Below are 21,739 nucleotides of genomic sequence, written 5' to 3' on the forward strand. Positions count from 1 at the left end.
ACGCCAGCTCCCACATTGATCATCGGTGCTGCAGAGACAGCGATTTACACACGTGCAATAAGAAAACTAAGGAAGGTCATCGTGAAAAAACGCAAGTCAGGGTTGATTACCGCCACTCACACCGGCCCGGGCTATCCGCTCAAGGCCTTGAGCTGCGTGCCATACGGCGCGTTGCTGTGCTGTCTGGCAAGCCTGGGGACCGCCCAGGCCGCACCCTATGTGGAAACCGGCAAATTGGGCGACGCGGCGAGTTGGCGCAGCAACGAGTTCAAGGCCGACTGGGGGCTGGGCGCCATCCATTCAGACACCGCGTATGCCGCCGGCTACACCGGTAAGGGCGTCAAGCTGGGCATCTTCGACCAGCCGGTATACGCCCAGCACCCGGAATTCGCCAGCCCCGGCAAGGTGGTGACGATTGTCACCGAAGGCATCCGCCAATACACCGACCCGTATATTCCGGTGAAGGCGGGCGATGCGTTCCGTTATGACGGCACGCCGTCCCAGGACTCCAATGGCAAGCTGGGTAACCACGGCACCCACGTCGGCGGCATTGCCGCCGGTAACCGTGACGGCGGGCCAATGCATGGCGTGGCGTTCAATGCGCAAATTCTCAGCGCGGAAAACGGCGACCCGGGGCCGGAAGACGGGATCATCCTCGGCAACGACGGCGCGGTGTACAAGGCCGGCTGGGATGGGCTGGTCGCCAGCGGCGCACGCATCATCAACAACAGCTGGGGCATTGGCATTGGCGATCAATACGCCAAGGGCGGCCGCGATCCGGCGTTCCCGAATTTCACCGTCAATGAAGCGCAGGCGCAGTTCAATAACATCCGGCCGATCCTCGGCACGCTGGCCGGTGGCGCTTATCAAGGCGCAATCGATGCGGCCCGCAGCGGCGTGCTGACTATCTTTGCCGCCGGTAACGACTACAACCGCAATAACCCGGATGCGATGTCGGGCCTGGCGTACTTTGTGCCGGAGATTGCACCGAACTGGCTGTCGGTCGCCGCCTTGCAACAAAACCCGGATACCGCGAGCCCCAACCCGTACGTGATCAGCACCTTCTCGTCGCGCTGCGGGTATGCGGCGAGCTTCTGTGTGTCGGCGCCGGGCACGAAGATTTTCAGCTCGATCATCAACGGCACCACCCTTGGCAACCTCACCACCGACTGGGCCAACAAAAACGGCACCTCCATGGCCGCGCCCCATGTGGCGGGCGCCGCGGCGGTGCTGATGGAGCGCTTCCCGTACATGAGCGGCGAGCAGATCTCCACCGTGCTCAAAACCACCGCCACCGACCTCGGCGCGCCGGGCATCGACGCGCTGTACGGCTGGGGCATGATCAACCTGGGCCAGGCGGTCAACGGGCCGGGGATGTTCATCACCGCCGAAGATATCCCGGCTGAGTTCCGTATCGACGGGGCGTATGGCAGCGGGCAGTTCGTCGCGGATTTGCCAGGCGTGGGCGCCGTGGTGGATGCCGGTAAACCGACCCAGCGCCTGTGCACGGATGTGCATTGCGGGTTGGACGTGTGGAGCAACGCTATCTCGGGTCATGGCGGCCTGACCAAGCAGGGCATCGGCACGCTGTTGCTGACCGGCGCTAACACCTACAGCGGGCCGACCCTGGTCAATCAAGGTTTGCTGGCGATCAACGGCTCGGTCACTTCCGACGTGACCGTCGGCCAGAGCGGTGTGCTCGGTGGCTCGGGGCGCATTGGCTCGCTGAGCGCAAAAAGCGGCGGCACCGTGGCTCCGGGTAATTCCATCGGCACGCTGAATGTGGCGGGGAATGTCACCTTTGACGCAGGGTCGACCTACGCGGTGGAGGTGTCGCCGACCAGCAGTGACCGGATTGTCGCCGGGGGGACCGCCACGCTCAATGGCGGCACCATGACCCTGGCCCTGGAAAACAGCCCGACGCTGCAGACCCATGCGCAGGCTGGCAGCCTGATCGGTCGCCAGTACAGCATCCTGCAAGCCGCAGGCGGCGTGACCGGCAGTTTCGGCGCGGTAGTGTCGAACTACCTGTTTGTCGGTGGCGCCTTGAACTACGCCGCCTCTGGCGTGCAACTGGACGTGGCGCGCACCAGCAGCTTCGCCAGTGTGGCCGTGACGCCAAACCAGCGTGCTGTGGCGGCTGCTGCTGACCAATTGGGCGCGGGCAATGCGGTGTATGAAAGCCTGTTGCTGGCGCCGAATGCAGCCTCGGCGCAAGGTGCGTTCCAACAGCTCTCCGGCGAAATCTATCCGGCGCTGCAAAGTGCGTTGATCAATGACAACCGTTACGTCCGTGAAGCCGTGGGCGAGCGCCTGCGCAATGGCGAGATGGGCGCCAGCAGCCAGACCCTCGATAGCCGTGGCAACGTGTGGGTCAAGGCGTTGGGCGCGTGGGGCAAGACTGACAGCCGCAGCGACACGGCAGGCTACACCACATCACTGGGCGGCATGCTTGCCGGTGTGGATGGCGCGTTGGACGAAGCGACCCGTATCGGCTTGGTCGCCGGCTACAGTGACACTTCGTTGAACATGGGCAACGACACCCATTCACGGGCGTCGGTCGACAGCTACCACTTTGGCGCGTACGCCGGGCATGAAATCGGTGCCTTGCGTCTGAGTGGTGGTGCGACCTACAGCTGGCATCGCGCCGACGTGAAGCGCGACCTGCAATACGGCGACGTCTCCGGCAAGCAAAAAGTCAAAGTGGACGCGAGCAGCACCCAGGTATTCGGCGAGGCGGCGTACCGCGTCAACCTGCAACCTTTGGCCCTGGAGCCGTTCGCCAACCTGGCTTACGTGCACCTGGACACCGACGGTTTCACCGAAAAGGGTGATGCCGCTGCGCTGAAAGGTCGCGACGACAGCCGTGACGTGGTGTTGAGCACCTTGGGCATGCGTGCGTTGAAGACCTTCAATGTCAATGACCACCAGCAACTCGAGGTCTCCGGCACCCTGGGCTGGCAGCACAACCTGAGCAGCACCGATTCCGAACAGCACCTGGCGTTCGCCGCGGGCGGGCCGTCGTTTGCGGTGGAAAGTGCGCCGCTGGTGCGTGATGCGGCATTGGTGGGCGCGCGGGTCAGCCTGGCGTTGAGCAAGGACGCGCGGGTGAACTTTGATTACAACGGCCTGCTGGCCAGCAAGGAAAAAGTCCACGGGGTGGGGTTGAGCCTCGACTGGGCGTTCTAAGGGTTTCATACCCTTGCGGGGTGCCGGGCTTGTGTGGAAGCCGGGCTTGCCCGCGATGCAGGCACCTCGGTAGGTCGGTTGCACCGAGGCGATACTATCGCAGGCAAGCCCTCTCCCACATAAAGCCCGTTCCCTCAGGGGCAACGGGTGTTTTGGCTTTCTCTACAAATCCAACAACAGAGAGGCACTACCATGGGTATCTTTGACTATAAAAACCTCGGCGCCGAGGGCTCCAAAGCGCTGTTCGCCGATGCCATGGCGATCACGTTGTACTCCTACCACAACCTGGATAACGGCTTTGCCGTGGGTTACCAGCACAATGGCTTGGGGCTTGGTTTGCCGGCCACGCTGGTGGGTGCACTGCTCGGCAGCACGGATTCTCAGGGTGTAATTCCGGGCATTCCCTGGAACCCGGATTCGGAAAAAGCCGCGCTGGAGGCGGTGCAAAAAGCCGGTTGGACGCCCATCAGCGCAAGTGCCCTTGGCTACGGCGGCAAAGTCGATGCGCGCGGCACGTTCTTTGGCGAAAAAGCCGGCTACACCACGGCGCAGGTCGAGGTGTTGGGCAAGTACGATGACGCCGGCAAACTACTGGAAGTCGGCATCGGCTTTCGTGGCACGTCGGGGCCGCGGGAAACCTTGATCAGCGACTCCATCGGCGACCTGGTCAGCGACCTGCTCGCCGCCCTGGGCCCCAAGGATTACGCAAAGAACTACACCGGCGAAGCGTTCGGCGGGCTGCTCAAAAACGTCGCCGATTACGCCTCTGCCCATGGCCTGACCGGCAAGGACGTGGTGGTCAGCGGCCACAGCCTGGGCGGCCTGGCGGTCAACAGCATGGCGGATTTGAGCACCAACAAATGGTCGGGCTTCTACAAGGACGCCAACTACGTGGCTTATGCATCGCCGACTCAAAGCGCCGGCGACAAGGTGCTCAACATCGGCTATGAAAACGACCCGGTGTTTCGCGCGCTGGACGGATCATCCTTCAATCTGTCGTCCCTGGGCGTGCACGACAAGCCCCACGAGTCGACCACCGATAATATCGTCAGCTTCAACGACCACTACGCCTCGACCCTGTGGAATGTGCTGCCGTTCTCTATCGTCAACCTGCCGACCTGGGTCTCGCACCTGCCGACCGCGTATGGCGACGGCATGACGCGCATCCTCGACTCCGGGTTCTATGAGCAGATGACCCGTGACTCCACGGTAATCGTCGCCAACCTGTCCGACCCGGCGCGGGCCACTACGTGGGTGCAGGACCTCAACCGCAATGCCGAGCCGCACAAGGGCAATACCTTCATTATCGGCAGCGACGGCAACGACCTGATCCAGGGTGGCAAGGGCGCGGACTTTATCGAAGGCGGCAAAGGCAATGACACGATCCGCGACAACAGTGGGCATAACACCTTCCTGTTCAGTGGCCAGTTCGGCAACGATCGCGTGATTGGCTATCAGACCACCGACAAGCTGGTGTTCCAGGACGTGCAGGGGAGCGCCGACCTGCGTGACCATGCCAAAGTGGTCGGCGCGGACACGGTGCTCACGTTTGGCGCCGACTCGGTGACCCTGGTTGGCGTCGGGCATGGCGGCCTGTGGGCGGACGGCGTCAGCATCGGCTGATCAACGCCGAGGGTGCCCTCGCCAGCCGCCCCAATACGGCCGGTTGGGGGTGCCATAGCCGTAACCGTTTATCGGTTAAACGCCGGCAGGGCGAAAATCCTTCGGTAAATAAATCTTCACGGATCAACGGCGTAACACTGCGACGGATCGGGTCGGCCTCACGCGTTTAATCACTGCCTGCGAGATGTTTCGCGCGTTATGTGAGGAGCTGAGCATGTCCCGATTTCGACTGATGCTGTGCGCGCTGGTACTGCTGGGACTGGGCGGGTGCGCGGTGTACCCGGCCTATCCGAGCCCATGCTGCTACCGCCCGTACTACCACTCGTACTATTACCATCCCTACTACCACCCGTATTACCACCCGTACTATCGGTATTGATCGGGTAGCAGCCCAAACAAAAAGCCCCGCATTGGCGGGGCTTTTTGGTTTTCAGGCGCTTACTTTTCGTTGCGCACTGTCGCTACATCATCCGCCTTGACGCGGATGTGCTTACCGGCGATATCGGTGAATTCATAGAAGCCGTCGGCTGTTTTGGTCTTGGGGGTGTCCTTGGTCAAATACTGCGTGCCGTTTTGCAATGTCACGACGGTTTGCGTGGAGCAACCAGCCAACAGCAGAAAAGTGAGTGCAGCCAGTGGAAGACCCAAATTCTTCATGTTCATAACCCTTACCTTTAACCCTGAAAGTCCCGCGCCATGGGCTGCGGGCCACAAATGTTACGCCATCAACTGTCCTATCTGATCACTTTTATACAAAAAGTTGCGTGCGCCATTTATCTATTACCGATTGCAACAGCCCGCCGCTGGCGGCACTCTGTATGCATAACCAGTATTTGACCGGCGCGCGACATGGCCAATCCCCTCGACGATCCCTTGTATTACCTGCATAACTTCCGCCAAGTGCTGCATTGGCTGGGGCAACGCTATGCCGATTTACTTGATCCGGAAGAACAGCATTTCATTCAGCAATTTGACAGGTTGCCGCAAGCGTCCCAAGCCTTGTTGGTGCGCATGGTGATGCGCAAGGGCGTGCACTTTCGGGCGAGCAAACTCAATTATCTGGAGATTGGCTGCACCCGCACGGCCGTGCTGGCACTGGTGGAACAGGGTTGGGTTGAGGATCAGGGGCTGCTGTGCGTGGAAGAGCTGTTTGCGTTGCTGCAAAAAGGCGAAATCCTCGCGGCCTTCAAACCGTGGATTGCGCAGCCCAAGGGCAGGAAGGCCGACTGGCTGGTGTTACTGGCGGAGCAGTTCACCGAACAACGCCGGTTTGCCCAGTGGTGCCCGCAGCTGAGCGATGCGCTTTACAGCCTGACCATCATGGATTTGTGCGATCGCCTGCGGCTGATGTTCTTCGGCAATCTGTATCAGGACTGGTCGGAGTTCGTGCTGGCCGACCTGGGCATCTACACCTACGAGAAAGTCGAGTTCTGCGCCGAGTCCCGTGGCCTGCGCAGCCGTGACGATGTGGTCGGTTTTCTGTTCCTGCACCAATGCCAGCAGGCTTTTGAGGCGGGGCAAGCGCTGCACGAGGTGCTGCCACGGATCGCTACGCTTGTCACCGACAACCCCTGGCTGGAAAAACGCCGGGCCAAGCTGTTGTTTCAGGTCGGCCAGTCTTGCGAGCGCAGCGCCGAACTGGCACTGGCGGCGCAGATCTACCGTGATTGCGCCTACCCTGGCGCGCGCTCACGGCTGATTCGCGTGCTGGAGCGTCAGGCACACTACGCGCAAGCCATGGCCCTGGCGCGCGCCGCGCAACAGGCCCCGGAAAGTGCCGCCGAACAACAACACCTGCTGCGAGTGCTGCCACGCCTGCGCCGCAAACTCGGCGAACCGGTATTGCCCAAGACCACGCCGCGCGAGGTCACACGCCTGGACCTGGCACTGGCCCCGCAGCCGCTGATGTCGGTGGAGTATTGTGTCCAGGCGCATCTCAGCGAGCCCGATGGGCCGGTGCATTATGTCGAAAATGGCCTGATCAATTCGTTGTTCGGACTGTTGTGCTGGGAGGCGATTTTTGCGCCGTTGCCAGGTTCGTTCTTCCACCCGTTCCAGCGTGGGCCGGTGGACCTGCACAGTGAAGACTTCCACCAGCGCCGCAGCGCGTTGTTCGCGGCCTGTTTCGAGCAACTGGAGGACGGGCGCTATAAGGCCACCATCCGCCAGCGCTACGCAGACAAGTGGGGTATCCAGTCACCGTTCGTGTTCTGGAACCTGCTCAGCGAAGAACTGCTCGAACAGGCACTGGTGTGTTTGCCGGCCGAACACCTGCGCTACTGGTTTGAACGTCTGCTGCTGGACATCCGCGCCAACCGCACCGGCATGCCGGATCTGATCCAGTTCTGGCCGGCGCAAAAGACCTACCGCATGATCGAGGTCAAAGGCCCCGGCGATCGTCTGCAAGACAACCAACTGCGCTGGCTGGAATTCTGTGGTGAGTACCAGATGCCGGTGACCGTCTGCTATGTCCGCTGGGCTGAACCGGCTTGAGCTACAGCGTTGCGGTGCGGGCGCTGTGTGAGTTCACGGCCAAGGTCGGCGACCTCGACCTGCGCTTCACGCCGTCGCCCAGCGCCCAGGAAGGTATTGTCGGCCATCGCACGGTCGCCTCGCGACGCAGTGCGCATTATCAACACGAAGTGGCCCTGGAAGGCGAGTTCCAACAGCTCAAGGTGCGGGGCAGGGCGGACGGCTATGACCCGGACAGCAACCGCCTTGAAGAGGTGAAAACCTATCGCGGCGACCTTGACGCCCAGCCCGCCAACCATCGGCAACTGCATTGGGCCCAGGTCAAAGTGTACGGCTGGTTGATGTGCCAGAAACTCGGCCTGCATGAAATCGACCTCGCGCTGGTGTACTTCGACATCGTCGGTGAGGGTGAGACCTTGCTGAACCAGCGTTTTCAAGCGGCCGACCTTGAGCGGTTCTTCAACCAGCAATGTGCGCTGTTCCTGGGCTGGGCGCGCGAGGAAATGCAACACCGCGACGCGCGCAACAGCGCTGCACAACGCCTGGCCTTCCCCCATGCCGAGTTTCGTCCCGGCCAGCGCGCGCTGGCCGAGTCCGTCTACAAGGCGGTCAGCACCGGCCGCTGCCTGATGGCCCAGGCGCCCACCGGCATCGGCAAAACCGTCGGCACGCTCTTTCCGATGCTCAAGGCCCTGGCGCCGCAGCAATTGGACAAGGTGTTCTTCCTCACCGCCAAAACCCCGGGCCGCAAGCTGGCACTCGACGCTGCCCAGGTGCTGTTCGACAGCAGCCCCGGTCTGCCGCTGCGTGTGCTTGAACTGGTGGCGCGGGACAAGGCGTGTGAACACCTGGACAAAGCCTGCCACGGTGATTCCTGCCCTTTGGCCAAGGGCTTTTACGATCGCCTGCCAGCCGCGCGCACGGCGGCCTCGAAGGTGCGGCTGCTGGACCAGCGCAACCTGCGCGACGTCGCCCTGGCCCAGGGTGTGTGCCCGTATTACCTCAGCCAGGAAATGGCGCGCTGGACTGATCTGGTGGTCGCTGACTACAACTACTATTTCGACTTTGGCGCGATGCTGTTCGGCCTCGCCCAGTTGAACCAATGGCGCGCCGCTGTGTTGGTGGACGAAGCCCACAACCTGGTGGAGCGCGCCCGCTCGATGTACAGCGCCAGCCTCGACCAGTACAGCCTCAAAACCCTGCGCGACGCAGCCCCCGAGCCGTTGAAGAAACCCTTGCAGCGTCTGAACCGCGAATGGAACGCCTTGCACAAGGAGCAGCTCGCGCCGTACCAGGCCTATGCCACCAAACCGGACAAACTGCTCCAGGCCCTGAGCCTGTGCACCAGCGCCATGGGCGACCACTTCAACGACCACCCCGAAGCCCTCTCCGACGACCTGCAAGCGTTCTATTTCGAGGCGCTGCAATTTGCCAAAGTGGCCGAGCTGTTCAATGAACAGTTCATTTTCGATATCAGCAAGCGTCAGTTCGGCGGCAAGCGCAGTGCGTCAACGTTGTGCCTGCGTAACGTGGTGCCCGCCGAATTCATCCGTCCCAGGCTGACGGCGGCGCGCAGCAGCGTGTTGTTTTCCGCGACGCTGAGCCCGCGTCACTATTACACCGACTTGTTGGGGCTGCCGGCGGATACCGCCTGGATTGATGTGGAATCGCCGTTCAAGGCCGAGCAATTGCAGGTGCGTATCGTCGATGAAATCTCTACGCGGTTTGTGCATCGCCAAGCCTCACTGGAACCCATCGTCGAGTTGATTGCCCGGCAGTTCGCGACGCAACCGGGCAACTACCTGGCGTTTTTCAGCAGTTTCGATTACTTGCAGCAAGTGGCGCAGCTGATGGCCGAACGGCACCCGCAGGTCGCGCTGTGGCTGCAATCACGCGGTATGGCTGAGGGCGAGCGGCAGGCATTTCTTGAGCAGTTCACCCTGCACAGCCAGGGCGTCGGCTTTGCAGTGTTGGGCGGTGCGTTTGGCGAGGGCATTGATTTGCCCGGCGCGCGCTTGATCGGGGCGTTTGTTGCCACCTTGGGCTTGCCGCAACTGAACCCGATCAACGAGCAAATGAAAGCGCGCATGGGCGCGATCTTCGGCGCTGGCTACGATTACACTTATCTGTATCCCGGCATCCAGAAAGTGGTGCAGGCGGCGGGCCGAGTGATCCGCAGTCAACACGACCGGGGGGTGGTGATGTTGATCGATGACCGTTTTGGCGAGGCGCGGGTGCGGCAATTGTTGCCGCGCTGGTGGGCAGTTGATTAAGTACGTTCGGCTTATTCCCGCGATCAATGATACTGGCATGCCCGCCGCCGATTCTGGTCACTGGATCCAGAACGAGCAGGCGCAGCGGGTCAACGCGCTGATGCTCGCGTTTCTAGGCAGAACGTAAAGTCGCACGGCGTGCAGCTGTGGGAGTTTGGATTAGCCGCCACTACGGCTCAGGATTTGGCTTTTGCCAGGTAAGGCGCCAACCGCCGCCCCATCTCTTCACCCAACGCCTGCAAGCCACTCAACGGCCGCACCATCACTTCAAACTCAACAATCTGCCCTTGCTCGTTAAAGCGGATCAAATCAATGCCCTTTAACTGTTTGTCACCGACCCGCGCACTGAACTCCAGCACCACACTCAAGCCGTCACCGGTGGCCAGTTCGCGATGATAGGCAAAGTCTTCAAACACCTTGAACACAGTGTTGAGGATCATCGACACCACAGGCGCGCCAGGGTAGGGCGTGTGGGCCATGGGCGAGCGAAAGATGGCGTCGGGCGCCAGCAATTCGGGAAGGGGCTTGAGGTCGTGAGCCGCCAGCATGGCATGCCAGCGTTGCAGGCTGTGGGCGGCGGCGGGGTGCAGTTTCAGTTCGGACATGCTGTGTACCTGTTCTTATGGTGGAAAGGTATTTCACCTCGCCAACATAAGAGCGGTAACACAGCAGGGTCAATCACCCGAATTGACAGTTAAGTGACTGCAATGAACTCACACCACTTCCAGGTAGGAGCTATGAATTGCCCGGGCCAGCTCGCGCACGGTGTCGATAAATTCCGTCAGACGGCTGTGCAGCCCGTCCTCCAGAATCTCATCGATCCCGGTATAGCGCAGGCGCGCTTCGAATTCGGCGGCCAAGCGCTGCGCCGTGCGCCCATAACTGCCGGGCAGGTCAGCGAGGATATGGCTCAGCTCCTCGATGCACGCATGCAACGACCGCGGCACATCGCTGCGTAACAGCAGCAACTCCGACACCGAGCGGGCGTTCAGCGCATTGGGGTACAGCGCCGTATACGCCTCGAACGACGAGAGTGCGCGGAGCAGGGCGCTCCACTGGTAATAACCACGGGCCGACAGGTCGCTGACTTCCTCGGACTCCTCGCCAAACATCTCGTAGCGCGCATCAAGCAAACGCAGGGTGTTGTCCGCGCGTTCGACAAAGGTGCCCAGGCGAATGAACCGGTAGGCGTCATTACGCATGATGGTGCCCGAGGTTGCGCCACGGAACAGGTGCGAACGCTGCTTGACCCAGTCACAGAAGTGGCTGATGCCATGCCGAGCCAGGCCACCGGCGGCGATGCTGCGCATTTCCAGCCAGGTGGCGTTGAGGTTTTCCCACATGTCGGCGGTGATGCGCCCGCGTACCGCATGGGCGTTGCCCCGGGCGGCGCGCAGGCAATTGTAGATGCTGGCCGGGTTTTCTTCGTCGAGGGCGAAGAAGTGCAGCATGCGCTCGGCATCCAGCGTTTCGTGGCGTTCGAGGTAACTGTCCAGGGTGCCGCTGCTGAGCAGCGACATGGCCAGTTCGTCCAGGCCATCGCTGCGCCCGGCCTGGGGCATCAACGACAGCGAATAACTGACTTCCAGCATGCGCGCCAGGTTCTCGGCGCGCTCCAGGTAGCGGGACATCCAGTACAGGTCCGCGGCGGTTCTACTTAACATGATTCAGCCCTCCACCACCCAGGTGTCCTTGGTTCCGCCGCCTTGCGACGAGTTGACGATCAGCGAGCCCTCACGCAGGGCCACGCGGGTGAGGCCACCGGGCACCAGGCGGGTTTCCTTGCCCGACAGCACGAAGGGCCGCAGGTCGATATGCCGGGGCGCGATGCCGTTTTCGACAAAGGTCGGGCAGGTGGACAGGCTCAAGGTCGGCTGGGCGATGTACGCGTGAGGCCGGGCCTTGATGCGCTGGCGGAAGTCTTCGATCTCGGCGGCGCTGGCAGCCGGGCCCACCAGCATGCCGTAGCCGCCGGAGCCCTGGGTTTCCTTGACCACCAGTTCCGGCAGGTGGGCCAGCACATGAGACAGCTCATCCGGCTTGCGACACTGGAAGGTCGGCACGTTTTGCAGCACCGGTTCTTCGTCCAGGTAGAAGCGGATCATCTCCGGCACATAGGGGTAGATCGACTTGTCATCGGCGACGCCGGTGCCGATGGCGTTGGCCAACACCACATTGCCGGCGCAATAGGCCGCCACCAGGCCGGGCACACCGAGCATCGACTCGGGGTTGAACGCCTGCGGGTCGAGGAAGGCGTCGTCGATACGCCGGTAGATCACGTCCACGGCCTTGGGGCCATCGGTGGTGCGCATGAAGACCTTGAGGTCGTGCACGAACAGGTCGGCGCCTTCCACCAGTTCCACACCCATTTCCCGCGCGAGGAACGCGTGTTCGAAGAACGCACTGTTGAAACGCCCTGGGGTCAGCACCACCACGTTGGGGTTGTCCAGGCGGCTGGCGCTTTTCAGGGTCTTGAGCAGCAGGTTGGGGTAGTGGTCCACCGGCGCGATGCGCTGTTTGGCGAACACTTCGGGGAACAGGCGCATCATCATCTTGCGGTCTTCGAGCATGTAGCTCACACCGCTGGGGGTACGCAGGTTGTCTTCCAGCACGTAGTAAGTGCCATCACCGTCGCGCACCAGGTCGACACCGGAGATATGTGAATAGATATCGCGATGCAGATCCAGGCCAACCATGGCCTTCTGATAGCCCTCGTTGCCCAGCACCTGGTCCGCCGGAATGATCCCGGCCTTGATGATGCGCTGGTCGTGATAAATGTCGGCCAGGAACATGTTCAGTGCGTTGACGCGTTGGATACAGCCGCGTTCGATCACGCTCCATTCACTGGCGGGGATGCTGCGGGGGATGATGTCGAAGGGGATCAGGCGTTCGGTGTCTTGCTCGTCGCCATAGAGGGTGAAGGTGATCCCCGCGCGGTGAAACAGCAAATCGGCTTCGCGGCGACGCTGGGCCAGCAATTCCGGTGGCGTATTGGCCAGCCAGCGGGAGAATTCCTGATAGTGCGCGCGGCACACGCCTTGCGCGTCATTCATTTCATCGAAGAAAGATCGAGCCATTCCAGTACCTTGTCAGTGCCCAGTGTTGCCTGGGTGGCACTGCCGCTTTGAAAAACGCATGTTTTTATGAGCCCGTGGCTGATGGTGCCAACAGGCCTGGTCCTTATTTTCTTATGGAGTCGGCTCTGGGTCGGGGGGTAACGAATGCTCCTGTATTGCGGCCTGGCAGGTGGGTAGTGAAAGGTTTAAGCAATGCGTGTGCCGAAACGCGATTTTGCGTGCTAATCCCAGTGGGGATCGAGTTTGCCTGTGGTGATGAGCATGCTTGCTTGTGAAGAGCCCGCTCACCACGAAGAAATCTGCCCAGCCAAGGCGCCCCGAATTGGTGCGCAACAAACTTGAACTTCGCCCAGGCCTGATTCTTCTAATGGCACTCCAAACCCAGTGGAACACCGCCGTGCCTAGAATTATCTCCCCCCAGACGCCCGAAGCGGCCCTCACCGATCACAGCGAACATAACGCGAAGCTCTTCGGTTCGCCCAAGGATCGCCTGGACTTCTATCGGCGCGAGATCCAGTACGAAACCTCGATCCTGGCCAACCGTACCGACGCGTACCTCACGGCGCAGTCATTCCTGGTGATCGCGTTTGTCTCCGGCATGGGCAACCTCAACCCCGAGTGGGGCAAGCTGTTTACCCTGGTGGTGCCGATATTCCTGGTGGCGCTGGGCATCCTGAGCTCGCTCAATGCCTGGCCGGGCATTCGTGCCGCGTACGAGATCATCGACCACTGGCATTACAAGCAGAGCGAACTGTTGCGCAGCGAGCCGTTGATGGGCATGGCCTACGACGAATCGCCGCTGTTCTCCGAGATGGAGTCGTCGCACAAGGGCTATCGCAAGTCGCTGCTGTTCTCGATGCGTGCGCCGTGGCTGTTCATGGTGTTCTGGCTGCTGCTGGGCGTGTATGCGTTTTATATCCAGGTGGATAATCCGATCCGCTGAGCAATCGGACGGAACTTCAACCCTCGGCGCAGCGCCTGAACCTTACGGGGCAATGGTTTCCCCAAGTCTGCGAAGAGGTGACCCATGAGCACAAGCAACGATCCGCAAGTCAGTGGCCGCAACGATCCGGCAATCGACGGCGGCGAACCGGCTCCGGCGACCGGTGTCGACGCCCCCAAAGACCCTAAGGCCGAGGGCGACCCCAAGGCTCGGGAAAACGACTACAGTCCAGACTTCAAGCCCGAGCGTGAGCCCAAGCCTGAAACCGATGCCGATATCGACACCCAAGGCGGTTAGAGGAGACGGTCATGTCAAAAGAATTGGACGAAGAACTCAACGACCCCGGCAACGAAGATCCGGGTTCATTGATGGACGATGCCGAAGTGCCGCTGAACGAACCGGATGAAGCGGCAGATGCCGACACTACCGGAAAACCTGGGTCTGCCACCCCGTAGTGACCGCCGAGCGCAAGCCAGGCCGCGTCGACGGTACGCCTGATACACCGTCAACGCAGCCTGGCCTGCGCGCCATCACAACTCCGCCAGGAACAAGCTTGACACTTCGGACGAGCCTGCCGAAAGCTTGGCTCTGAGGGTAATGTTGAGCTCCACTTCATTGAAGACTGAAATTTTATACTCGGGCAGATTCGGGTTATCGCCATAGTGCGCCAACAGGTTTTTGCTGCGCCCAGACTTCAAGGTACTTTCCAGCGCAGCACTCATTTTTTCCGCCGAGTCAAATGTGGCTTTTCCGAAGTTGGGGTCGAAATAGAACCACTGCTTCTTGCCGCCGGTCACTACCACGCCGGAAGTGATGCCATGGCCGGGGCCGTTGATCAATAACGTGGTCGAACTGCTTGCCGTTTTCAGTTTCTCAATGATCTCGGTGTAGGGCACTTGCTTTGACTGCATGCCCAAATGAAATTTGCTGCCCAGTACGTCTTGTAGCTCATCCAGCTGCTTGCGGAACCGGGGAACAGTGATTGCCCTGCGTTGTTCCACTGCGGCTTTTTGCGGGTTGATTTTTTTCAGCGCGGCAATTTCGTCCGGGGTGAGCGTAGGCACCATCGCGTTGTACAGATTCTTGATGAAGGTATCTTGCCTGCCCTGTCTGACGGCCGCAGCCATCACGTTCGACAGGGCCGCGCACTCGCCCTCCGACAGCAGTGCGGCCTGGCTGAGGTAGAAACCCTGGGGCAGGGGGGTTGCCTTGCCACCTGCGGCGGCTATTTCGGCGTTGAAGACGGTGTAGTTTTCCAGGCTGATATTGATCCTGCGTTTCTCCATATACCTGACCAAGTGACCTAGCTCGGCGGGGGTACGGCCTGGCGCTGTCGCCAGTTCGGCCAATTGGTTGAGGGTCAAGGTCTCCGAGAAACCTTTAATCCCGACGGGGTTATCCGCGGCCCCCCCAGCCTGGGACACAATAGAGTCAACCGCGTCATCCGATTTCTTGTACCCATCCGGGTTACCTTTGTCATACCCCTTTTTATAGGCCGCCGCTTGAGCACCGCGTTTGGCGCTATCCATGGCTTTTTCCAATTGCTTGGGGAGAATCTCGAGCTCGTTTATTCGTCTGGCCAGGCTGCCGAGTTCTTCGGCCGTACGACGTTCAGCCACTGCCAGGCGTTTGAGGTCATCAACTTTCAAGGCGGGGGAGTAGCCATAGATTGTCTCAGGCTTACCGCTGTTCAACCCTTTGAGGTAGGCGGCCGGGGAGTCATTCTCGACCTTGGCGATCGCAGCCAGGTAGTCCCGGCGGAAGTTCGGGTTATCCGCCGACGGTGCGACGACGGACGCTATCATCTTTCCAAACCAACTATCGACGAACGAGCCTTTGATTTCCCCCTCGAACGCGACGACCTTGGGCTTGAAGTCGCTGAGCGCGGGGCCATACGGGCGTTGGGTGCTGGGGTCATACTTGTACCATTTGCCGTCTCGAAACACGGCACCGCTGTCGATGGTCTGGCCCGCTACTTTGATAGAGCCGATGGCGGCAACGTCATGATTCTTACTGGCAGCTTTCAACAGATCGTAGTTGCCGGCCGTACCCTTGAGCATCGCGACGGCCTTGGTCATTCTGGACCAGAAAGTGTCCTTGCCGGCGATGCCCAGCAGATTATCGGTAGGGTTTGAGCCGGGCGGGGCGATGACAAAATCATCCAGCGCCTTGCCGTACATTTGTTGGGTGCGCGGATCAAAGGCATGCCACTTACCCGTGGCTTCATCGTATTTGGCCAGGGCGTTACGTTGAGAGGTGCCACTGGCCGCTTTGTAGGTCCCTTCGGCAATATCCGGCTTTTTTGCCAGGCCAAGCAAATTCATAGTGCGGTAAGAGCCGCGTAAGTGTTTAACACCCTTGTAGCCTGCGGTGATGGCTTTATGGCCTGCATTCAAAAGCCCACGTCCCAGATCGTCAAGGCCGCCAACCGGATTAAGCGCGCCAATCGCGGCCCGCCCGAGAATCTTGCCCGTATGAAGCGCTTTGGACAGCACAGATGCTCCAACCGCCAAGGCTTTGGCGGCCCTGACCGCTGCGGGGACTACCAAGAGAAAGCCGAAGATATCAAAGGCCAGCTCGACGGCACCTTTACCAATTTTGCCCGCTTTGAAATTCTGGATGGCCGACCGGAGTGGGATCATATTCAGCGCGAAATCTGCCAGTGCTTTATGTAGTGGGACTTCCGTATCGAAAGTCGTCACGCCCTTGGCGTATTTTTCTACCGCAGGCAGGTCCAAATCCTTAATCATCGCATCGACAATGTATTGGGTCCTTGCGCTGCTGAAGCTATTAAATGCACGTTGCGCACCTTTTCTTTCATCTGTTATCCCTGGCGCGTGCTGGCCTTCGGGTGTGACCTCATCGAGCCTTCTCACTGGCGGAGGTGATTCGCCGCTTCCTTTCCCGTTGGACTTCTCCGGCAGCTTGGTGATCGTGCCCTTCAGCCGATCAACTTCATACGTCACGACCTTGCCGTTACGCTGTGTTTCGAGCAACAGCGCACCCTCTTTCACTCGCTGGGGATAGTCTTCGAGGTAGTAATCAACTTCCCGGCGGATGGTTAACTTGCCAAATTCCAGATTCTCTCGGTCCTCGCGCGGTAGTGCCGAAATAAGCAGTTTGATTTGCGCGGACGTTGCCTTTTTAACGGCACTGGCAAAACCCGGGAATTGTTCTTTAAGTGTTTCCAGCGGGCTCGGCAGGCCTTTGAGCTTTGCCAGCATCTCGGAAACGTTTATCTCGCTCGATGAAGACACCCAGGCCGCAGGTTTCCCATCAGGCTCAATAATGACCTGGCCACGCGTTATCGCTCCTACAAACAAACGGCCGCCGGCGCCCCAATTATCGGCAGAATCTGGTGTACCCAGCAGACTTCGCCCATCGATATACATATCCAATATGGAGTAGGGCCCCGGAAAATACCGGTTGGAGGGCTGCAACGTGATGCATTTTTTCTCGAACAGTGCCGGGTCCATGTCTGGAAAGGCTGTCTTCAGTTGCGCCAAGGCCAGGGCTTTGGCGGTGGGCATCTCTGTGACGTGCGTTTCGGCAGCCTCTTTGAGCTCGCGGATCTGCGCACTGAAGGCCTCGCGCACGGCCTTTATTGCCGCATCCGTGACCGGATAGCTCATGCCATTGGCGACACCCCAGTCCTTGATCGCCTCGTTCTGTGCCGCGTATTCGAGCTGGCGCTCCTCTTCGGAAATCGGCGCGTTATCCGCTTCAAGCATGATTTGTGCGTAACTCATCCCAGCCGTCGCGCCTGGCGCTTTTGCTTCAATGCGTGCGACCGCCGTGGTGAAGCTGACCCAGCTGTGGGTACCGACGCGAAGCTGCTCCGGAATGTCCTTGACCAGGAACTCCGGTGCTCGGCTGGCCAGCAGAAGATGAGCCCGGATTTCGGCTTTGTGCCACGATGGTGCACTGCCGTTGGCGATCAGATGATTCTCCAGCGCCTTGATAACTGCCGAAGGCGATTGACCGAACGTGTCCGCCGAAACCAATCGATAACCTTCAATGTGGCCGGGTGTGGTGTTCGCTGATTTGCCAGCGCCAGGGGAACACTCAATGTTCAAGGCCGCCAGTAGCCAGTCGGCGGGGCTGCCTTTGACACCGCGGGCCTCGAACGCGGCTTGGATGGCATTGCCTAATGTCACGCCCCTGGGTGAATGAAGCAGCGTGTCAATCAAGTGTCGCGGGTCAGCGTACTCCTTGGGTGAGATCGGCCTGTTGTTAAGCAGGTACTCCAGGACACTGCTAAACGGGCTCAGGGGGATACCACCCATTTTACCTGCGCGTATGTCCGCCCTCAGTTGTTCCATGTTGTCTTGGGCCAGCGGCTCGGGCCAGGCAAGTGCGCCCGCCAGGTTGCCATTCGTGGCAGCCTTGGGGGGTGGGATTGCCAGGGAGGTTGCCAGGTTCATCAGTTGTTCATGATTGGTGGGGATATCCCAGCCATGATCCTGCAGCAGTTGTAGAAGGGTGGCCTGCTTCCATTTGCCTTTACTCGGCGCCTGATAGGTGCTGTCGGAGGAAAGGTCAACGATCCTGCTTTTTAATTCATCCTCGATCTGCTCGAGCGGCACGCTGCCATTTTCTACGGACGCCGCCAGGTGACGCAGCTGCGCAATGATCTGATAGCGGTCGGAAATATCGCCCAATACCGCCTTTTGTTCCTCAAGCGCATCGTCGCTGCGCGATTCGATCAACCCTGCCGAGGTGATGGGATCGAGTGGACTGAAACCTTGGTCACGGGTGATTTGTTCGGCACGGGTACGCATCGCGGGGCCGGTCAGGCCCAGCTGCTCATTGTAGAACTGCCCCACCAACGCCCACGGAACCGGCTCATCCAGAGCCGTTGCAGGCGGTGTGAACGTGGTATCGGCGCGACCTGCGCAGATCACGCGCGCGGCCTCGAGGATCGGCCCGCTGATCGCCGCCCAGTCTTTGTCGTCCTGGCCAACCGTGTGCAGCGTATGTTTGGGATCAAGCGCATGCTTTTGCGTATAAGAGATCTGACCTGTTTGCGGATTGAGCTTGATCGATTGAGGGTTGATCCCTTTATCTTGAATCCATTGACGGACCTCGGGCGACTGGAAAGCGCTTCGCAGGTGTGCCCACCACTGGCCGAAGGTGGAGTCGGGCGCAATAGAGAGTTTGATATCTCGCGCACCATCGGCGGCGCGCAGCAGTGCAGCGCGATACTCCATTGCCAATTCTCGATCGCCCTGGGTGCGGGGGGCTTCAGCCAGTGCGGGTGGGGAGGGCGCCTCACGCTTTTGCCGGGCGACGTGGGGCGCGGCAGATAGGTTCTGTGGAGCGGGCATGCGAGGTTGCGAAAACAGAGAGCTGGATAGGCTGTTCATGAGCTTGATCGCTTGATGGATTAGGGACGTCTCGGGCTATCCATCTCCCGTAGCATTGCACCTAAGTAACTACCACCAACAACTTGATTCCGTTGCTCTCTGACTGGATGTTTACTTCATGTGTCAGCCCGGTTGGCACGCCTCACGCTCCCTCCAGGCGTTCGCGAGGCTACGGCACAGGGCGGCAGGCCGCCCTGTGCCGGGGGCAATGTTTAAAGCGTTATGCTGCTGATCACCTGAGTACTGTCATCCGGGTCGATCACGCTGTGAAACCCCAAGGCATGGTTCAAGTCGCGCAGCGGGGCATTGGTTGCCGCGTCGACCGTGTACATGCGTTTGAACCCGTTGGCGCGTGCCGCCGTCATCAGGTGCTGCATCAGGATGCGCCCCAGGCCCAGGTGTTGCCAGCTATCGGCCACGGTCACCGCGCATTCGCATTCATGCTCCTTGGCGGCGGCGTAGCGAGCCACGCCGATCTCGATCAGCTTGCCGTTGTCGTGCACCAGGGCAATAAAGGCCACACGTTGCTGATTATCGACATTCATCAACTGATCCATGAGGGTCTTGCCGGGCTCGTTGATTTCACCCAGGAAACGCGCATGCCGCGATTCCCGGGACAGGCCCTTAATGAAGTTGTATTCCCGTTCACGGTCATCGGCACCCAAAGGGCGGACCAGCACGTGGCGGCCGTCATTGAGCTTTTCGATCCAATGTTCATGCGCGACTGCCGCATAGAGGGGAGCGGCCTGGCGGTTTTGCTCTGCAATGGTTGGCATGGTAAGACCTCCGAAGGGAGGGCATGGAACGGCGCCCTGTTGACTCAGGTTTTACGCCTTTGCTGGCCGGTAAAGCTGATTTGGATCAGATGAAGCCCTGTTACTCGGGGCCATGTCGATGACAGCCGGCGATAAACGTCTTGAGTCGCGCCATGTCGAGGATCTCGACGTTACGCGCGCTGATATGCACCAGGCCCAGGTTGCGCAAGTGCGCGATACTGCGGCATACCGTCTCCAGGCGCAGGCCCAGATAAGAGCCGATTTCTTCGCGCCGCATGCGCAATATAAATGATCGCGATGAATAACCACGGGTACTCATACGCATCGCTATATTCAATATAAATGCACACAGCCGTTCATCGGCATTCATATTGCCCATCTGCAACAACATGCCGTGATCACGCACTATTTCACGGCTCATGATTTTATTCAGGTTATGTTGCAATGACGGTATTTGACTGGCCAGTCGCTTAAGTTGGTTGAAGTGCAGAGGGCACACTTCGCTGTCTTCCAGAGCAAAGGCATTGCAGGCATGGGCGTCGCCGCTGATGCCATCGAGGCCGAGCATTTCCCCGGCCATTTGGAAGCCGGTGACTTGCTCGCGGCCATCCACGGACAGGATGCTGGTCTTGAAAAAACCAGTACGCACTGCGTAAAGCGAGCGCAGCGGATCGCCAGTGCGATACAACGAAGCGCCTTTTTTGACTTTGATGCGTTGGGGAATCAGTGTATCCAGGCGACCGACTTCTACATCGGTCAGACCAAGGGGCAAGCACAACTCTAAAACGCTGCAACTGGCACAGGTTGTTTTTAAATGTTGGACTTGTACAAGAATCGGTATTGAATTCATCTCAAAAGCCTCTTGCACCTCTATATTCATTAAACTAAACATAGAAACCCTAGTAATAGATAGGTGCAAAAGAGATATATGTTAAATGCTTAGACCGTATTCGAATGTCAGCCACTGATAAAGCTATTCATATGAATATTCCATCCAGGAGCCCCTCGCTGCAAACGCTGCGGCGAGGAGCGGACTGGCGAGTATCCGCCGCTCGATGACGTTCAGTCGAGGATCTGCGGAGCCACCATCCAGACGCTGCACGGCATTTTGTACAACAGCGTTTCGGCGGTACTGCCGAGCAGGCGCGACAGGCCACGATGGCCGACCCGGCCCATGACGATCACATCCACGTTATACGCTTCGGCATAGCTGGCCAGCACCTTTGCCGGGTTGCCCAGAATCATATGCCGTTGTGCCGGCGCAATCCCGTTGCGCGCGGCCAGGTCATTGAATGCCTGCCCCTGTTCGTCAAACAGGCGTTTTGCCGCCACCGAAGAGAAGAACCCGGCGCCGCTGCCCAACCCGTACTCCCGGGCCCCCAGGTCGGACAAGTCATGGGCGTAGACCACCTCAACCTCGGCCTCACAGGCCGTGGCCAGTTTTGCGGCTTCATGCAGGATACGATCGTTAAGGCTGTCGTAGCGCTCATCGTGATGGAAGGGGTCGACGGCTGCCACGATCCTGCGCGGCAGAGCGTGCTGCACCGCACTGACAAAATGCAGCGGCACCGGGCATTCTCGAATCAGGTGCACGTCCATCGGGGTAAACATCAAGCGCGACAGCAATGACTCATGCTCCAGTGCCTTGATCACCACCGCCATCGGCTCTTCCTTGAGGCGAATCAGGATCTCCTGCAACGGGCGCTCCACCCAGGCCACTTCGGTGGTGACGGTCAGGCCGCGCTTACGCAAGGGCATGGCCTGAGCTTCCAGCCATTGGTGATGGCGCTCCACGTAGCCAATGCGCATCTGCTCCAGGGCCTGCTCATTGACCAGACCGGCGGTGGCCAGGCCTTCCAGGTAGTCGAAGGCGAGGATGTGCAAGGCGGCGCCTTGCGCCTTGGCCAGGGCGGCGGCTCTTTCAAACGCCGGGCTGTGTTCCATCAGCGGCGAAACCAGCAACAGGTAACGGGCTTGGGCAGACATGGGCAACCTCCTTGGGTAACCAGCAGATAGCATC

At 59.9% G+C, this 21,739-nt stretch carries 16 protein-coding genes; 8 read left to right on the forward strand and 8 right to left on the reverse strand.

The annotated features are described in order from the left end of the window. The first annotated feature begins 81 nt into the window (after positions 1-81). The 3 genes from AB4O05_RS17920 to AB4O05_RS17930 all read left to right on the forward strand — a co-directional run bounded on the left by AB4O05_RS17920 (position 82) and on the right by AB4O05_RS17930 (position 5,191). Positions 82-3,189, forward strand: a complete 3,108-nt coding sequence (locus tag AB4O05_RS17920; protein WP_460136237.1) for an autotransporter outer membrane beta-barrel domain-containing protein — start codon at positions 82-84, stop codon at positions 3,187-3,189. Between the two features lie 192 nt (positions 3,190-3,381). After that, positions 3,382-4,812: a polyurethane esterase gene (locus tag AB4O05_RS17925; protein ID WP_460136236.1), complete on the forward strand. Its 1,431-nt coding sequence runs from the start codon at positions 3,382-3,384 to the stop codon at positions 4,810-4,812. Between the two features lie 214 nt (positions 4,813-5,026). Continuing rightward, positions 5,027-5,191, forward strand: coding sequence for a hypothetical protein (locus AB4O05_RS17930; RefSeq protein WP_460136235.1), 165 nt, complete (start codon positions 5,027-5,029; stop codon positions 5,189-5,191). Between the two features lie 59 nt (positions 5,192-5,250). On the opposite strand, the gene AB4O05_RS17935 is transcribed toward AB4O05_RS17930, so the two are convergent. Then, complete coding sequence (locus AB4O05_RS17935) at positions 5,251-5,475, reverse strand: YgdI/YgdR family lipoprotein (RefSeq protein WP_460136233.1); 225 nt, start codon at positions 5,473-5,475, stop codon at positions 5,251-5,253. Positions 5,476-5,661: 186 nt separating this feature from the next. Between AB4O05_RS17935 and AB4O05_RS17940 the strand changes: the two genes are divergently transcribed. Together AB4O05_RS17940 and AB4O05_RS17945 are read left to right on the forward strand one after the other, a co-directional pair. Further along, positions 5,662-7,305: a VRR-NUC domain-containing protein gene (locus tag AB4O05_RS17940; RefSeq protein ID WP_460136232.1), complete on the forward strand. Its 1,644-nt coding sequence runs from the start codon at positions 5,662-5,664 to the stop codon at positions 7,303-7,305. Further along, positions 7,302-9,557 (forward strand): ATP-dependent DNA helicase, encoded by a 2,256-nt coding sequence (locus AB4O05_RS17945; RefSeq protein ID WP_460136230.1) that lies wholly within the window; start codon positions 7,302-7,304, stop codon positions 9,555-9,557. Before AB4O05_RS17940 ends, AB4O05_RS17945 begins: the two co-directional genes overlap by 4 nt. Before the next feature lie 176 nt (positions 9,558-9,733). Here AB4O05_RS17945 and AB4O05_RS17950 read toward each other — a convergent pair whose 3' ends face one another. From AB4O05_RS17950 to AB4O05_RS17960, 3 genes are all read right to left on the reverse strand, one after another. Further along, positions 9,734-10,162, reverse strand: coding sequence for a nuclear transport factor 2 family protein (locus AB4O05_RS17950; RefSeq protein ID WP_460136228.1), 429 nt, complete (start codon positions 10,160-10,162; stop codon positions 9,734-9,736). A gap of 108 nt (positions 10,163-10,270) precedes the next feature. Continuing rightward, the gene (locus AB4O05_RS17955; RefSeq protein WP_460136226.1) at positions 10,271-11,221 is read right to left on the reverse strand and encodes an alpha-E domain-containing protein; all 951 of its coding nucleotides are present in this window, start codon (positions 11,219-11,221) and stop codon (positions 10,271-10,273) included. A gap of 3 nt (positions 11,222-11,224) precedes the next feature. Beyond that, the gene (locus tag AB4O05_RS17960) at positions 11,225-12,634 is read right to left on the reverse strand and encodes a circularly permuted type 2 ATP-grasp protein (protein WP_460136224.1); all 1,410 of its coding nucleotides are present in this window, start codon (positions 12,632-12,634) and stop codon (positions 11,225-11,227) included. A 397-nt stretch (positions 12,635-13,031) separates the two neighbouring features. Here AB4O05_RS17960 and AB4O05_RS17965 point away from each other — a divergent pair, with 397 nt between their 5' ends. The 3 genes from AB4O05_RS17965 to AB4O05_RS17975 all read left to right on the forward strand — a co-directional run bounded on the left by AB4O05_RS17965 (position 13,032) and on the right by AB4O05_RS17975 (position 14,032). Beyond that, a complete protein-coding gene (locus tag AB4O05_RS17965) occupies positions 13,032-13,577 on the forward strand; it encodes a hypothetical protein (protein ID WP_460136222.1) in 546 nt (181 codons plus the stop codon). A gap of 84 nt (positions 13,578-13,661) precedes the next feature. Continuing rightward, the gene (locus AB4O05_RS17970; RefSeq protein ID WP_460136220.1) at positions 13,662-13,874 is read left to right on the forward strand and encodes a hypothetical protein; all 213 of its coding nucleotides are present in this window, start codon (positions 13,662-13,664) and stop codon (positions 13,872-13,874) included. Between the two features lie 11 nt (positions 13,875-13,885). Beyond that, the gene (locus AB4O05_RS17975) at positions 13,886-14,032 is read left to right on the forward strand and encodes a hypothetical protein (RefSeq protein WP_460136218.1); all 147 of its coding nucleotides are present in this window, start codon (positions 13,886-13,888) and stop codon (positions 14,030-14,032) included. Positions 14,033-14,107: 75 nt separating this feature from the next. Here the strand turns inward: AB4O05_RS17975 and AB4O05_RS17980 are convergent, their stop codons facing one another. The 4 genes from AB4O05_RS17980 to AB4O05_RS17995 form a co-directional block, all read right to left on the reverse strand. Further along, a complete protein-coding gene (locus AB4O05_RS17980; protein ID WP_460136216.1) occupies positions 14,108-18,943 on the reverse strand; it encodes a hypothetical protein in 4,836 nt (1,611 codons plus the stop codon). 212 nt (positions 18,944-19,155) lie between these two features. After that, the gene (locus AB4O05_RS17985; protein ID WP_460136214.1) at positions 19,156-19,719 is read right to left on the reverse strand and encodes an N-acetyltransferase family protein; all 564 of its coding nucleotides are present in this window, start codon (positions 19,717-19,719) and stop codon (positions 19,156-19,158) included. Between the two features lie 100 nt (positions 19,720-19,819). Beyond that, complete coding sequence (locus tag AB4O05_RS17990) at positions 19,820-20,569, reverse strand: helix-turn-helix domain-containing protein (protein ID WP_460137549.1); 750 nt, start codon at positions 20,567-20,569, stop codon at positions 19,820-19,822. Between the two features lie 212 nt (positions 20,570-20,781). Continuing rightward, positions 20,782-21,705 (reverse strand): universal stress protein, encoded by a 924-nt coding sequence (locus AB4O05_RS17995; protein WP_460136212.1) that lies wholly within the window; start codon positions 21,703-21,705, stop codon positions 20,782-20,784. Positions 21,706-21,739 lie beyond the last annotated feature (34 nt).

This window comes from Pseudomonas sp. S1_G07, from assembly GCF_054668565.1.